The organism is Chryseobacterium sp. Leaf201, assembly GCF_001421435.1.
Classification (GTDB): Bacteria; Bacteroidota; Bacteroidia; order Flavobacteriales; family Weeksellaceae; genus Chryseobacterium.
The window spans coordinates 1-14,991 of record NZ_LMKA01000057.1; the positions used below are offsets into that span (position 1 = coordinate 1).

At 40.7% G+C, this 14,991-nt stretch carries 14 protein-coding genes; 8 read left to right on the forward strand and 6 right to left on the reverse strand.

All coding sequences use genetic code 11. The annotated features are described in order from the left end of the window. Positions 1 to 120: 120 nt before the first annotated feature. From ASE55_RS05685 to ASE55_RS05695, 3 genes are all read left to right on the forward strand, one after another. Positions 121 to 690 (forward strand): RNA polymerase sigma factor, encoded by a 570-nt coding sequence (locus tag ASE55_RS05685; protein ID WP_238585000.1) that lies wholly within the window; start codon positions 121 to 123, stop codon positions 688 to 690. 1 nt (position 691) lies between these two features. Further along, a complete protein-coding gene (locus tag ASE55_RS05690) occupies positions 692 to 1,501 on the forward strand; it encodes an anti-sigma factor domain-containing protein (RefSeq protein ID WP_056216504.1) in 810 nt (269 codons plus the stop codon). 144 nt (positions 1,502 to 1,645) lie between these two features. Then, a complete protein-coding gene (locus ASE55_RS05695; RefSeq protein ID WP_056216505.1) occupies positions 1,646 to 2,590 on the forward strand; it encodes an aldo/keto reductase in 945 nt (314 codons plus the stop codon). Between the two features lie 72 nt (positions 2,591 to 2,662). On the opposite strand, the gene ASE55_RS05700 is transcribed toward ASE55_RS05695, so the two are convergent. Continuing rightward, positions 2,663 to 4,507, reverse strand: coding sequence for a chloride channel protein (locus ASE55_RS05700; protein WP_056216507.1), 1,845 nt, complete (start codon positions 4,505 to 4,507; stop codon positions 2,663 to 2,665). A gap of 74 nt (positions 4,508 to 4,581) precedes the next feature. Further along, positions 4,582 to 5,853 carry an NAD(P)/FAD-dependent oxidoreductase gene (locus ASE55_RS05705; RefSeq protein WP_056216509.1) on the reverse strand — a complete coding sequence of 424 codons (1,272 nt, stop codon included), beginning with the start codon at positions 5,851 to 5,853 and terminating at the stop codon, positions 4,582 to 4,584. A 282-nt stretch (positions 5,854 to 6,135) separates the two neighbouring features. Here ASE55_RS05705 and ASE55_RS05710 point away from each other — a divergent pair, with 282 nt between their 5' ends. Both ASE55_RS05710 and ASE55_RS05715 read left to right on the forward strand, forming a co-directional pair. After that, positions 6,136 to 7,125: an aldo/keto reductase gene (locus ASE55_RS05710; protein ID WP_056216511.1), complete on the forward strand. Its 990-nt coding sequence runs from the start codon at positions 6,136 to 6,138 to the stop codon at positions 7,123 to 7,125. Positions 7,126 to 7,321: 196 nt separating this feature from the next. Beyond that, entirely contained in the window at positions 7,322 to 7,888 is a 567-nt protein-coding gene (locus ASE55_RS05715; protein ID WP_056216512.1) for an OmpH family outer membrane protein, read from the forward strand. 173 nt (positions 7,889 to 8,061) lie between these two features. Here ASE55_RS05715 and ASE55_RS05720 read toward each other — a convergent pair whose 3' ends face one another. Together ASE55_RS05720 and ASE55_RS05725 are read right to left on the reverse strand one after the other, a co-directional pair. Continuing rightward, positions 8,062 to 8,232: a lmo0937 family membrane protein gene (locus ASE55_RS05720; protein WP_056216866.1), complete on the reverse strand. Its 171-nt coding sequence runs from the start codon at positions 8,230 to 8,232 to the stop codon at positions 8,062 to 8,064. Positions 8,233 to 8,358: 126 nt separating this feature from the next. Then, on the reverse strand, positions 8,359 to 9,156 hold the full coding sequence (locus ASE55_RS05725) for a Cof-type HAD-IIB family hydrolase (protein WP_056216514.1): 798 nt from the start codon (positions 9,154 to 9,156) through the stop codon (positions 8,359 to 8,361). A 230-nt stretch (positions 9,157 to 9,386) separates the two neighbouring features. Between ASE55_RS05725 and ASE55_RS05730 the strand changes: the two genes are divergently transcribed. Next, positions 9,387 to 9,842 carry a PA2169 family four-helix-bundle protein gene (locus ASE55_RS05730; protein ID WP_056216515.1) on the forward strand — a complete coding sequence of 152 codons (456 nt, stop codon included), beginning with the start codon at positions 9,387 to 9,389 and terminating at the stop codon, positions 9,840 to 9,842. 153 nt (positions 9,843 to 9,995) lie between these two features. Here ASE55_RS05730 and ASE55_RS05735 read toward each other — a convergent pair whose 3' ends face one another. Both ASE55_RS05735 and ASE55_RS05740 read right to left on the reverse strand, forming a co-directional pair. Further along, positions 9,996 to 10,580, reverse strand: coding sequence for a ferritin-like domain-containing protein (locus ASE55_RS05735; protein WP_056216517.1), 585 nt, complete (start codon positions 10,578 to 10,580; stop codon positions 9,996 to 9,998). 213 nt (positions 10,581 to 10,793) lie between these two features. Next, positions 10,794 to 11,396 (reverse strand): hypothetical protein, encoded by a 603-nt coding sequence (locus ASE55_RS05740; protein ID WP_056216519.1) that lies wholly within the window; start codon positions 11,394 to 11,396, stop codon positions 10,794 to 10,796. Between the two features lie 361 nt (positions 11,397 to 11,757). Here ASE55_RS05740 and amyA point away from each other — a divergent pair, with 361 nt between their 5' ends. Further along, positions 11,758 to 13,263: an alpha-amylase gene (gene amyA / locus ASE55_RS05745; RefSeq protein ID WP_056216520.1), complete on the forward strand. Its 1,506-nt coding sequence runs from the start codon at positions 11,758 to 11,760 to the stop codon at positions 13,261 to 13,263. 279 nt (positions 13,264 to 13,542) lie between these two features. Then, positions 13,543 to 14,778, forward strand: coding sequence for a PQQ-dependent sugar dehydrogenase (locus ASE55_RS05750; protein ID WP_056216522.1), 1,236 nt, complete (start codon positions 13,543 to 13,545; stop codon positions 14,776 to 14,778). Positions 14,779 to 14,991 lie beyond the last annotated feature (213 nt).

The following is a 14,991-nucleotide window of genomic DNA, read 5'->3' on the forward strand; positions in this document are numbered from 1 at the left end:
TTATTAAAACTTGTTAATATATAGGCCTTTCTCTTGTGAAATAGTAAACAATTGTTTAATTTTGTTGGGTTATTTAAAATTTAAATTACTATACGGTAATGTTTAATTTTTTCATTATATTTGAAAAGAAAATTATTCGCTATTAAAACAAACTATTCGGAAGAGCAACTTATCGTTTTACTACAAGAAAAAAACGAAAATGGTTTTCATTACCTGTATGACCACTATTCCGGTGCACTATATGGTATCATCCTCCGAATCGTTCAGTCAAAAGATTATACCGAAGACATTATTCAGGATGTGTTTGTTAAAATCTGGAATTCTATCCATCAGTATGACTCATCAAAAGGAAGGTTCTATACCTGGATGATCAATATTGCAAGAAACACCGCTATAGATTATTTAAAATCAAAAGGTTTCCAGAACGAACTTAAAAACCAATCTCTTCCGGATTTCGTATATAACTCTGCAGAGCTTTCAACGACCAATGACGCATCAGATTTTATCGGTTTCAGTAAAGTGCTTGAAAGTCTGGATGTAGATAAAAAGGAACTTATCGACCTGGCGTACTATCAGGGATACACTCAAAATGAAATATCCGAGAAACTGAAAATTCCGCTGGGGACCGTAAAAACCAAAATGCGGACTGCGCTGATGAAATTAAAGGATTTGTTAAAAGATTATCAATAAATTGAACACTAAAGAATACATATCATCCGGAATTATAGAATCTTATATTCTAGGTCTTGCTTCTCCAGAAGAAGCAGGTATTTTGGAGTGTGTGATGAAAAATAATGCTGAAGTAAAAGCTGCTTTTGAAGACGCTCAGAAGACGATGGAAGCCCTTGCTTCCGCCCAGGCAGTAGCTCCTCCGGCGGATCTGAAATCCAAAATCTGGGAAAAGATTCAGAAGGAGCAGACTGCTGAAGAACATCCGCCTGTATTTTCAGTAGATATTCCTACCGCAAAACCGCAGGAAGAAATCAGGATACAGCGCACGGGCAACTGGAAAGCGTATGCCGTTGCTGCCACGGTTCTATTCCTGATCAGTGTGGCCGGAAATCTGTTCTGGATGAATGACCGGGCTGAAACCAAGGAGCAGCTGATTGCCATACAGAACGAAAAGCAGTCCCAGGACCTGGCCATGCAGAAAATGAACCGGAAAATGGAAATGTTTACCAACCCTGAAATGAAGGTTGTGATGCTGAAAGGCGTTGAAAAACACACAGACTCCAAAGCCATGGTGTTCTGGGATAAAAAAACAAAAGAAGTATATCTTAATGCAGAAAGCCTTCCTAAAGCTCCTGAAGGCATGCAGTACCAGCTTTGGGCTATTGCAGACGGAAAACCGGTGAATGCAGGGATGTACACCGAAGATAAAGACAGCAGGACAGCACTTGCCAGCATCCCCGATGCACAGGCGTTTGCCATTACCCTCGAAAAACAGGGCGGCAGCCCGGTTCCCACAATGGAGAACATGTATGTGATGGGAGAAATTTAATCTGAAACTTAAAACTGAAATAAAGATAGAAAGACCAGCTGCAAAGCCGGTCTTTTTTTATTGTGGCAGGCCCTGATTTTACGGCAAAGTTCGGTATTGAACAAAGTAAAATTCTTATCTTTAAGTTCACCAATCATTATTTTTATGGAAAAAAGAACAATTAAAAACACGGATCTGTCAGTGGCACCAATTAATTTTGGAGGAAATGTTTTTGGATGGACACTGGACGAGAAACAGTCGTTTGATATTCTGGATCAGTTTACACAGGAAGGCTTCAACTTTATAGATACAGCAGATACCTATTCCTGGTGGGTAAACGGAAAAGGCGGTCAATCTGAGGAAATCATCGGAAAATGGATGAAAAGCCGCGGCAACAGGAATGAACTGGTGATTGCAACCAAAGTAGGTTCCGAAACAAAGGAACACGGGTATGACATCAGCAGAAAGCATATCCTGAAATCTGTGGATGAGTCTTTACAGCGCCTGCAGACCGATCATATTGATTTGTATTATACCCATTTTGATGATCATACAACACCAGTTGAAGAGACGTTGTCTGCCTACGACGAAATTATAAAAGCCGGAAAAGTACGTTATATCGGCGCCTCAAACCTTTCACCCGAAAGGCTGAAGGAATCTTTTGAAGTTTCCCGAGAACATAACCTTCCGAAATACGTAGCCCTCCAGCCGCATTACAATCTTGTGGAACGGGAAAAATTTGAAAGTCAGTATGCTTCCTTAGTACAGGAATTTGACCTGAGTGTTTTCACATACTGGTCGCTGGCTTCGGGATTTCTAACCGGTAAATACCGCAATGAAGATGATTTATCCAAAAGCCAGAGAGGAGAAGGAGCCAGGAAATATTTAAACCCGAAAGGGCTTGGAGTTCTTGGAGCACTGGATCAGATCAGTTCTGCCCATAACTCAGATCCCGCAACCGTTGCACTGGCATGGTTACTGGCCAATCCGCTGGTTACGGCCCCGATTGTGAGTGCTACCAGTGCATCGCAGCTGAAAACATTATTTGCCTCACCCCAGCTGAAACTCAGCCATGAAGATATCGAGCTTCTGAATACAGTAAGCCAATAAATAGTTGCTGAACATAATAAAAAAACCGTTCAAATTAATTTTGAACGGTTTTTTTATGGATAAATTTGAAATTTAATCTGAATATTCCTTTAACAGCTGGCGGTAACTTGTCAGAATCGTAGATTTGGAAATAAATCCGATAAATATATTCCGGTCATTCACAACCGGTAAATTCCAGACTCCGGTATCATCAAACATCTGAAGGATTTCCAACGGCTTATTTTCCGGATGAACTACCGCCGGCGGGGCTTTCATAATCTGGATAATGGTGGCTGAAATTTTTTCGTTGCTGAACAGGTAAGGGCGGATATCATCCAGGGTCAGAATACCGCGCAGTATTTTATCATCATCCACTACCGCAAAAATATTTTTACTGCCGTTCTTCACGAGTTCAAACAAATCTGTAATGGGCGCATTTTCATGGATGATCTGGGAATACCGGTCTATAAAATCTTCTGTTTTCAGTGAAAACAACAGGTTATTGTCATGCTTGTCTGTAAAGATTTTTCCTTGGTCTGCCAGTGATTTAAGCTCAGGGGAAATCGGGGAGAACCATTTTGCAATCAGGTATGAGATGATGGCGACAATCATTAGCGGAATAAAAAGATCATACCCGAAGCTTGATTCCGCAATCAGGAAAATAGCGGTTAACGGTGCATACATGACGCCGCTCATGGCTCCGGCCATTCCCACCAGTACCAGATTGGTAACGGGTACTTCCTCAAAACCGAGCTGTTGGCAGATAACCGCAAACAGATAGCCCACCGTTCCGCCTGCAAAAAGGGAAGGCGCAAAATTCCCGCCGTTTCCACCACTGAAAATAGTGAAGGAGGTGGCAAATGCTTTCAGCAGAAGAACCAGGACGAGGAAAATAATAATGGTAAAATTCTTAATTTCAAAATACCTAAAAAAACTGTTCTCTATGATGGTATGCGTATTCCCGTTGGTAAAAGCCTTTACCGTATCATATCCCTCACCGAATAAGGGCGGAAACAGGACGCAGAGCATAGATAAAACAGCACCTCCGAACATGGCTTTTCTCAGCGGAGACATTTTTAACCCGTTGATAAAGTGTTCGACTTTTTTAGAAACAATTACAAAATACCGCGCGTATATGCCTGTTACAATCCCTAAAGCAAAATAATAGGGAAGGTTCCTGTAATTAAAAGCCTCCCGCGTATAAAACCGGAAAAGCACATCTTCCTGAAGCAGGATCCTGGATAACAGACTTCCGCAGACCGCTGCTACTACCAGCGGGATAAAATCGGTAAACACCACGCCTGTAAGCAGGATTTCAAAAGCAAACATAATCCCTGCAATCGGGGCATTGAATGCCGATGCAATCCCTGCCGTGGCACCTGCAGCCAGTAAAAGCGTACGTTCTTTATAGCTTAAACGGTAGGTCTGGGCATAATTTGAGCCAATGGCTGCACCCGTCACGGCTATCGGGCTTTCAAGTCCGGCAGATCCTCCGAGTCCTACCGTAACGGCACTCTGTACAATCTGTGAATACATTTTCACAGAAGAAACAACGCTTGAATTCTGTGCAATTTCATACAGGATAGCTCCGATTCCTTTCCGGTCCTGTCCTTTGAATATGGTCATAACGATCATCACCGTTAATACAATTCCTAAAAAAGGAAAAATAATATAAAATAAAATCTGGTATTCAAAATGAACCTTGGTGGTAATAAAATGGTGGATGTTGTGAACCAGCGTTTTCAGCAGTACACCGGCAAGACCCGCCGTACAGCCTACGAGAATCCCGGAAAGCACCAGAAACTGATTTCTGCTGAGCCTGTTGTTCAGCCAGTGGAGAATCAGTTCATAACTGCGTGCCTTTTCAAGTCCGTATTTTTGAAAATCCCTTTTAAACTTTAGAAAACTGAGAAACTTTTTTTTGTGATGAATATTCACCTTTATGAAAATTTAAACTGCAACCGAATTGCCGCAGTTCCGTAAATTTATGAAATATATCATAAATAATAAAATTACCGGTGCTCGGTTGTCTCTCTTTTCGGTCTTAAAATTAAACGGATGGACGGATTGTTGGTGATAAACAGCCTCAGCCAGTTGAATGCAAGACGCGCTTTGCTCCTGAATGTAACCAGCGGAATTATATGGATAAAAAGCCAGGTAAGCCATGCTATAAATCCTTTATAGGAAAACTTCGGAAGGTCTACCACGGCATCGAACTTTGAAATGATGGCCATGCTTCCTTTGTTGTTATAGGTAAAAGGCTTCAGTACTTTTTCATTTTCAATCCGTTTAAAATTATCTGCTAAATTGATTGCCTGCTGAATGGCTACCTGTGCCAGCTGCTGATGGCCTTTCGGGTATTTTTCCTCCGTAAGCTGTAGGGCAATATCACCCAAAGCAAAAATATTGGCGGTTCCCTGTACCTTATTATAGGCATCTACCAGCAATCTCCTGCCTCTTCCCACGCTCTCCTGCGGAATCCCCGGAACTTCACGCCCTATGACTCCGGAAGTCCAGATCAGGGTTTCCGTTTCAATGGTTTTCCCGTCCGCAAGAATCACTTTTTTATCGACATAATCTTTTACGGCAACATTCAGGAGGATTTTTACACCGAGTTTTCTAAGTCTTTCATAAGCGGCTTCCTGTGCCATCTTACTCATCGGGGAAAGAAGTGTCGGGAGCGCATCAATCAGGTAAATATTGGAAAGCCCGAGCTTGATTTCAGGGTATTCCTTCTCAGCGATATAGGTTCCCATTTCGGCAATCATCCCGGCCAGTTCCACACCGGTGGGCCCGCCGCCGGCAATAACGATATTCTGGAGCTTCTGGGCTTCTTTTATATTTTTATTCCGTGCCGCTTCTTCAAGCGTAAGCAGCATGTGATTTCTCAGGTATAATGCTTCATCAATGGTTTTCATAGACAGGGCACACCGCTGTACATTATCCATTCCGAAGAAATTGGTTTCGGTTCCCAGTGCCAGTATCAGGTAATCATATTTAAGTACGCCGGCGTCGGTTTCAATCGTATTACTGTCATGATCAACTTTCACAAGGCTTCCCATATGAAAACTTACATTTTTATACTTTGAAATCATTTTCCGGAAAGGATAACTGATGTTGGATGCCTCAATGAATGAAGTGGCCACCTGATAGATCAAAGGTGGAAAGAAATGGTAATTATTTTTGTCAACTAAAGTAATACGGAACCGGTTGTCATTAACCAGAGATTTAATAAGGTTAATTCCTGCAAATCCTCCGCCTACGATAACGATGTGCTTTTTCATGTATTATAATATTGAAAGGTGTGCTACAATGGCTTCAAGAATAACGCCAAAGCCTTTTATGTGGTAGATTTACTGTATTAAGGTAGCAATTGATTTATAAGAGAGCAGAATTATCATATTATCGCAATTATTCCATTTAAATATGATAAAAAGATCTGTATCTGGAAGGCCAACAGACGTATGCCAGTCTCATTTCAGTTTATAAAGGGCTTTACGCTGATCATTATTTTAACTGCACGATGTTTGTACTTTGTATAGAACCAAAATCTTAAACAGCAGAATATGAAAACAGACATTTTAACGGAAAAACACAGACTCGGATTGGGTGGAGTAGCCATCGGAACTGCTTTTGAAGCATTAACGGACGGGGAATCTTATGAAGTTTTGCAGAAAGCCTGGGACCTGGGAATCAGGTATTATGATACATCGCCGTGGTACGGGCTGACTAAAAGCGAACGGAGATTCGGGAATTTCCTTCACGGGCAGAACTGTGACGAATTTGTTTTTTCAACAAAAGTAGGAAGGCTGTTTGCCGCAGTGCCCCAAGATGAAGTACCGCCTACGATGTGGCAGGATCCGTTATCCTTTGATTTTGAACATAACTATACAGCTGATGCAATAAAAAGATCCATTGAAGAAAGCCTGGAAAGAACCCGGCTGGACCATATCGATATTGTTTATGTTCATGATTTATCGGAAGACCAGGTAGGCGACCGGTATCCTTATTTTTTAAAACAGGCCAGGGAAGGTGCATTCAAAGTACTTTCGGAATTGCGGGATCAGGGCGTGATCAAAGCCTGGGGACTGGGTGTGAATACCGTTGAACCCATTTTAGACTGCCTGGATTCAGCTGATCCTGACATCTGTCTTTCGGCAACCCAGTATTCAATTCTTGAACATGAAGACGCGGTTGACCGCCTGCTCCCGGCCGTGGAAAAAGCCGGGGTGAAGCTGGTTTCCGGAGCCGGATATAATTCAGGATTTATTAACGGGAGGCCGAGATACAACTATAAAGACGTTATCCCAAAAGGAATGACGGAAAAACGTGAGAAAATAAGTGTGATTGCAAAGAGATATGAAATCGGTATTGTAGATGCCGCCCTGCAGTTTGTGCTTGCTGCCGATGAATTTGCCTCTATTATTCCAGGAGCCAGCAAACCGGAGCAGGTGGAAAGCAATGTAAATGCCCTGAATAAAAATATTCCTTCGGATTTCTGGAAAGAACTGAAATCGGAAGGACTGATTTATGAAAAGGCACAGACGCCGGATTAAATCTGATTAGAATCAGTACATAAACCTTCCGGATCCGGAAGGTTTTTTATTGCCATACAGCTTATAATATTCCTTCAATAGAGACGATGAGCTTATTTCCCTGCTTCTTTTTATAATATCACTACCTATGTAGTTATATTTGTTATATTTGTGCCTTGAAAAATCTTGATATTTAATAACAGTTAATCAATACAACATGAAAAAATTAATTACCGCATGCAGTCTGGCAGCAGCCTTGTTTTTCACCTCAAACCTTGTGAATGCACAACAGAAAATCGGTCACGTGAATTCTGACGATATTTATTTCAATCTTCCGGAAGCAAAAACAGCAGAAGCTTCTTTGGATACTTTCACAAAAACGAAGCAGACTGAGATTGAAAAACTGATCACATCATATCAGACCAAGCTTAAGGCAGCACAGGATAAAGAGAAAACCATCAGTGAAGCCAATAAGGAAAGTGTCATCAAAGAATTAACCGCTGCACAAACCGAACTGCAGGCATTAGGTAAAGATATAGAAGCGTCACGTACCAAAGCGGCTCAGGATGTTTCAAAAAAACAGTCTGAACTTTTTGTACCAATTCAGAAAAAAGTAAGCGGGATGATTTCTGCGGTGGCCAAGGAAAAAGGACTGGCTTATGTATTTGATGTTGCTTCATCACAGGGAAACAGCGGACTTGCTTATATAGACGGCGGTGAAGATATTACTTCGGCTGTAAAATCAAAACTGGGAGCTACTGCCGCAAAACCGGCCGGTAAATAATCCGGTATTCAGTCAGATTGCGATCGCTTCAGAATGAATCAGATAATATTTGATATTTAATAATAATCTGGTTATCTATTACAGCAATTATTATAAATGAAAAAGCTGGAAACCAAGAATGTATGTCTTCCCGTTTCCAGCTTTATTTTTTTAAGTTTTACACTGATACTGATCTAATCAAGTGGTCTACGGCCTGATATAAGATTATAAAGAACTACAATAATTGCGATAACCAGCAATATGTGAACTAAGTTTCCTGTACCTATTCCGGGAACGATATTAAGCATTCCTAAAAGCCATACTACAATACAAATAACTGCGACTAACCATAATATACTTCTCATGTCTAAAAATTTTAATGTTGTTTGATTAGTATTATACACATATTGTGCCTTTTTTTTTAAAACTTCATAAAACAGATACCACACTATGATTACAGGCCATTTTTACAGGAAGAAAATACATGGTAATCAGAGCACTCCGAAATGAAATAAAGCCTTTTCAATACCGTGGTGATCTACATCTTCCGTAACATAATCGGCGATTTCCTTTACATGGTCATTTGCATTTCCCATCGCGACGCCTATTTTTGTACATTTTAACATGGAAATATCATTTCCGCCGTCTCCGAAGGACATGGTTTCCGAAATATCAATCCCAAAATGCCTGCAGAAGTGTTCAATCCCGTTCTGCTTGGTAATTCCGCCCGGATTGACATCTGCAAACAAGGGAGTCCATCTTGAGCTTACAGAATTCGGCATTATACTGTCCATAAAGCTCTGTTCATTTTCCGGCCCGAGAAATATATTGGCCTGAAGGACATTTTCCGTATCAATGTTTTCTTTATCGTGAACCGGCGGTACCGGAAGGTTGATATGTGAATACATCCCGACCAGTTCCGGCGTGGCATCATTAATCTCCACTTTATCTTCATACATTAGGGAATAACTCAAAGGATGTTTCCGGGAATACATGATTAAACTGTTGATATCTTCCTTACTGATCGCTTTTCTGAACATTATCTCTCCGTCGGAAGTCATACAGTAACCTCCGTTGAAGGTTATAAATCCGTCAAAAGTAATTACTTTGATATGGTCAAGCGAATTGATGGAGCGCCCGGTTGCTACAATCACTTTGATGCCTTTCTCACGGAGCTGCCTGATGGCATTCTGTGTTGATTCGGGAATCGTATTGGTTTTGAAACTGATCAGGGTGCCGTCAACATCAAAAAACACGGCTTTTATCTTAAGATTTTGAATTGAATCCATTGTTGAATTTTGTAATTTGATTTCTATTATATCAAAAGTACGGACAAAGTTTCATTAAGCTGCCGGGCATCAGTTTAAATTAATCTTAAAATAAAGCTGAAATATAGGAACAGGCATCATCTCCAATTAAAGAAAACTTTTTTAAAATGATGAAATTCATCAGTATCATTACTGCTGTTCAGAGGTAGGTATAATTCTTGTACAATTACCGGTACACCAAAATATCTATTATGAAAAATAAAGAAGAAGTATCTGTATTAAATGACCTGCTGCATATTATCAATGACAGGAATGAAGGATTCTCCAGAGTGGAAGGTAAAGTATGGGAGAACTACCCTGATGTAAAAGCAGAATATGCACGCATGAATTCCTTAGGAAGAATAATGAAGAATGAACTGATTAACCTTATTCAGGATGACGGCGGAACCCCGGAAGATACAACTACGGCCGCAGGCGCGCTGCATAGGACCTGGATTGATATTAAAAATTCATTTACCATCGGCAACACGGAAGAATCTACTATAGAGAATGTCGTTTTCGGGGAAAAAGCAGCCATTGATGCTTACCAGAGTGCAATAGACAGCGGGAAACTATCTGAGGAAAGCCTTGATATTGTTTCTGAACACTTAAAACACATCAAAGATTCTTACCACCAGTTCAAAAGAATGACTGAATACAGAGATTAATAAAGTATTCAAACTTTGAAATATAATGAAACCGTCCTTTTTAAGGGCGGTTTTTTCTTTTTACGGGAGTAAAAAAGATATGTTATAAAAACAAAAGTTGCCCCGCAAATTGCGGGACAACCTTCAATAAAATAACGTAAACAAATGAAAATATTATTTTGCTTTACTGTTAAGGTTGGTATCGGCTACTTTTGTTAACAGCTCATCGCATTTTTTTTCTTCTGATAAAGTTTCTAAAAGGAGATTAAGGCATTCTTCTTCTTCTAAAACCTTTGCAAACGCAGCAAGTGTGCCGTAAGTGGCAATTTCATAATGCTCTACTTTTTGTGCTGCGGCAATAATTCCTGCATCTCTTACCGTTCCCGGCTCGGTTTCTTCCATAACGCTTTTTCCTTCATCCAGTAACCCCTGCATGGCATCACATTTTTTCGCCTGTGCTTTTTTACCTAATGCCTCGAAACATTCTTCCAGTCTTTCGATCTGGGTTTCCGTTTCGGTGATATGGTTTTCGATAGCGCTTTTAAGCTTTTCATCGGTCGCATTTTTCATCATGAGAGGCAATGCTTTTACCAATGCTTTTTCTGCCCAGTAAATGTCTTTTAACGAATCTTCAAAAAGATCTTTAAGTTCTTTGGCGGCCCCTTTTTTAGCAGGTGTTTTAGCCGTTGGTTTTGCTGCTCCTGTTTTGGCGGCACCGGATCCGGCGGTTGTTTTTTTAGCAGGTGTTTTAGCTTCCATAATAATTATATTAAGTGATTGTTGATTAGTAGCTAAGTTGCAACTATAAGACCATCTTTGTCTGAAATCCCCAGATGTGGTATTAAAAGTTTATATTATCCGGAGGCTTTTAAAAAGAGGCTTCCCAAAAAGGTCAGCCCCCTTAAAAAAGAAAGCAAAAATGGAGTGTAAAACAATAAATATGAGGACTGTATGGTCTTTTGAACCATGCATTTATTTAAAATCTAAAAATCCTTCGGCAAGCGTTTTCCACTGTATTTTTGAAAACCCAAAGATGCCTCCGAAACCTATTAAAAGGTTCCTGATCTTATCCGTAAAGGAAGCATCGAGATTGGGTTTTTCATTACGGCCGTAAACCCCGACTTTCAGTTTATTTCCTTCTTTGGAAATCATGATGTTTGATGTGGCTGCGCTGCTGTAAAAATGTGCGATATGGTTTTTCAGCTTGTTGGGCTCTTTAGAAGGCCTGCAGACCATCAGATAAGACTCGGAACCGACGGTAGTGTGCGACAGGTTTACAATTTCCACCCAGTCGTAGCCGTTGGCTTCCTTGGTTCCCGGGCCCGGAATACCGATCCTTATAAAATCTCCTTTTTGGGGAATCCTTTCAATAGGCTGTCCGGAACGGTCAAAATGTTTGAATTCGGCAGAAGCATTCTTGTTATAACTTTTCCATTCATTGATCGAAAAAAAGCGTTTTTTCAATATCTCGAACTTTTCATCGATCTCTGAAACACTGAATTCCTTTGTACTTTCACTGTCGTGAAATCCTCCGCTTTTCTGTAAAGAAACTCCCGGGACCTGTTTCGGTTTCATACGCTTATTTATTTTATGTAGGTGTGAAAACAAAGTTAACATCTACCGGCCATAATGGTTATGAGCAGGATCACATTTGCAGTATATTCAGAATCTTGTGCCGTTTGATTATGATCATATATTTTAAAAATTTTATTTACGAAATTCGGATAAAGCATTCATTTCAGTCCCGTGTTTATTCTGAAACCTGATTAACCGGACCAGTTATTTATCATGAAGGGGATTTGATAAAATGGATTAATGATTGCACTGCAGTGAGCTGTATATGCTGACACTGTTTATGTAATGTAAAATAAAAACTATTAAAAAATGTTTAACGGACTCTATAGGTTACGCTATAGAAATAAAATGATGACAGAAAATGAACGGAGTAATTATTCAGTACTTCCACTGGTACCATGCCGGGAACCTCTGGAATGAATTTGCAGAAAACGCAGAATATTTAAGTAAACTGGGAATCACCGCTGCATGGCTGCCGCCGGCTACAAAATGCGACCTAGGGAAAGAGGGAAGAGGCTATGATGTTTACGACCTTTATGATTTAGGGGAATTTGACCAGAAAGACGGCATCCCGACGCGGTATGGTACAAAAGAAGAATACCTTAACGCTATTGAAAAAGCCCATCAGGCAGGCATTTCCGTATACGCAGATATTGTCCTGAACCACAGGATGGGAGCAGATGAAGAAGAACTTGTTACGGTGCATAAAGTAAATGATGAAGACCGCAATGAGATTATTTCCAAACCGATACAGGTTTCCGCATGCACAAAATTTACCTTTCCGGGCAGGCAGGGAAAATATTCGGATTTTATCTGGGATTACAGCTGCTTCAGCGGAATCGATATTGTAAGGAAAGAAGATGGCATAGCTAAAGGGATTTTCAAGATCCATAATGAATACGGTACGGAATGGACAGATGACGTAAGCCACCAGTTCGGCAATTATGATTATCTGATGGGAGCAGATGTAGAATACAGGAACCCACAGGTGATCCGGGAAATGAAAAACTGGATCAAATGGTATATGGAAACCACGAAGGCAGACGGAATAAGGCTGGATGCCCTGAAGCATCTTTCTTCCGATTTCCTTAAAGAATGGATTGCCTATATTAAAACCGAACTGAACCCCGACTGTTTTGTATTAGGTGAGTTCTGGAAAGACGAAGCTGAAAAACTGGCGCTTTTTTCAGATAAAATGGAAGACATGATTTCCTGTTTCGATGTCCCTTTGCATTACAATTTATCCAGGGCATCAGAAGAGGGAAGTGCCTATGACCTTTCACAGATCTTAAAAGGAAGCTTTGTGGAAAAGAAACCTTTGTTCTCCGTTTCCTTTGTAGAAAACCATGATACCCAGCCGCTTCAGGCACTGGAATCTCCGGTACAGACATGGTTTAAACCTATCGCATATGCCATTATCTTACTGTTGGAAGAAGGATATCCGTGCGTTTTTTATCCGGATCTCTTCGGCGCAGAATATACCGATACAAAAGACGGGGAATCAGTCAGGATTGTATTGCCTAAAATAGAAGTACTCCCGAAATTATTAAAAGCCAGGCAGCAGTTTGCCTTTGGGGAACAGATTACTTATTTTGATGAGCCCAACTGTATTGCATGGGTACGGAATGGAAACGATGAAAAATCCGGCTGTGTAGTGGTTGTTTCCAATGATAAGGATGCCTCTAAGGAAATCAGTCTGGGGAAAGATAAAGCTCATCTGTCATTTAAAGATTTTCTGAATAACAGGAATGAAGTCATAACCACTGATGAAAACGGTAAGGCAAAATTCCCGGTAAATGCAAAATCGGTAAGTGTCTGGGTAAGAGCAGACGCCATAGATGAATTTAACCGAGTTGAAGATAATTGATTTATATTATAACCTAAGTGAGATTCCGGGAGGCTGAGAATCTTTGATTTTCAGCCTCCCGGATTTTTATCTCAAACGATTATGGTCTCTCTTATTCATCCAAGCTTTGATATAATCTAATTCTGATTAAAAATAAATCAATAATTGACGTCATTTTAATGTCCTTAAATCTATCTGAAAACACCGGAAAGCCTGCTGATACTTCAGAGAAAACGAGTACGGCAGGGAATTTGCAGAGAATCCATCAATTACATACCACTTCACAAAATATTTTAAAATATGAAAATTAAACTTTCTCATCTGATGATTGCTTCATCCATGATGTTAGCCAGCTGTTCAGAAACCATTGACGAAAATCCTTCAGATCCGGAAAACGGGACAGGGCTTCCACCGGTGGAAACCAATCAGGCCAATACCAATTATGCACCTGCATTTGCCGGACAGACAAGAGTGAACGGCGTAAAAACAGCAACACCTTATAAAAATACGGTATTATCCTCTTCGTTATCTTCACCATGGGGAATTACAAGCCTGCCTGACGGAAGGCTGCTGATTACAGAAAAGGGTGGAAATATGCGTATTGCAACTGCTACCGGGACATTAAGCGGCCCGATTACAGGACTTCCTGCCGTTAATTCAACAGGGCAGGGCGGATTGCTTGGGGTATGCGTGGATCCGCAGTTTTCGTCCAACCGTATGATTTACTGGGTGTTTTCTGAAAATGTAGCAGGAGGGAACCAGACTTCCGTTGCCAAAGGAAAATTATCAGCGTCAGAAACCACTGTTGAAAATGTAAGTGTTATTTATAGGGCAAATCCTGCCGCCAATGTAGGAAGCTTACATTACGGAGGCCGGATTTTATTCGATAATACCGGAAACCTGATGATCAGTACGGGTGAACGTTCAGATTTATCTACAAGACCGCTGGCACAGTCGGTTACCGCAGCATTGGGGAAAGTGGTGCGTATTACCACAAACGGACAACCTGCAGCCGGAAACCCCACATTCACACAATCAGGAGCTTTGCCTGAATTATACAGTATAGGACACAGGAATCCGCAGGGACTTGCTATTCATCCGGTTACAGGGGAATTGTGGGAAAGCGAGCACGGACCGAGAGGCGGAGATGAAATTAACCGCGTTCAGGGAGGTGCAAATTACGGATGGCCAACCATAACGTATGGAATTGAATACAGCGGCGGCGTAATCGGTAACGGAATTCAGCAGCAGACAGGAATGCAACAGCCTGTATATTACTGGGATCCTGTAATTTCACCAAGCGGAATTACATTTTATAAAGGAAACAACATCCCGGAATGGCAAAATAACCTTTTTGTAGCGGCTTTAAGCGGTAAGCATATTGTAAGGCTGGTCATCAATAATAATGTAGTGACCGGGGAAGAAAGATTACTGGCAGACCAGAACCAGCGTTTCAGAGATATTACGCAAGGCACAGACAGCGCACTGTATGCTGTAACGGACGAAGGCAAACTGTTCCGTATTTCAAGACAGTAATTATGGCAACATATAAAACAGAAGGCTTATCTCAGGATAGGCCTTTTTTAGTTTTGAAAATGAGGTAATTGTATAGAGACTGGAATCAATTCTGAATTCCTGAAATATATCCAATTTAACATAATATAAATTATAAGACTTTTTATAATTTCAACTTACAGGCGAATGCGGGTGTTTAATATCATTATTAATCAATCCTTATTACTGTATATA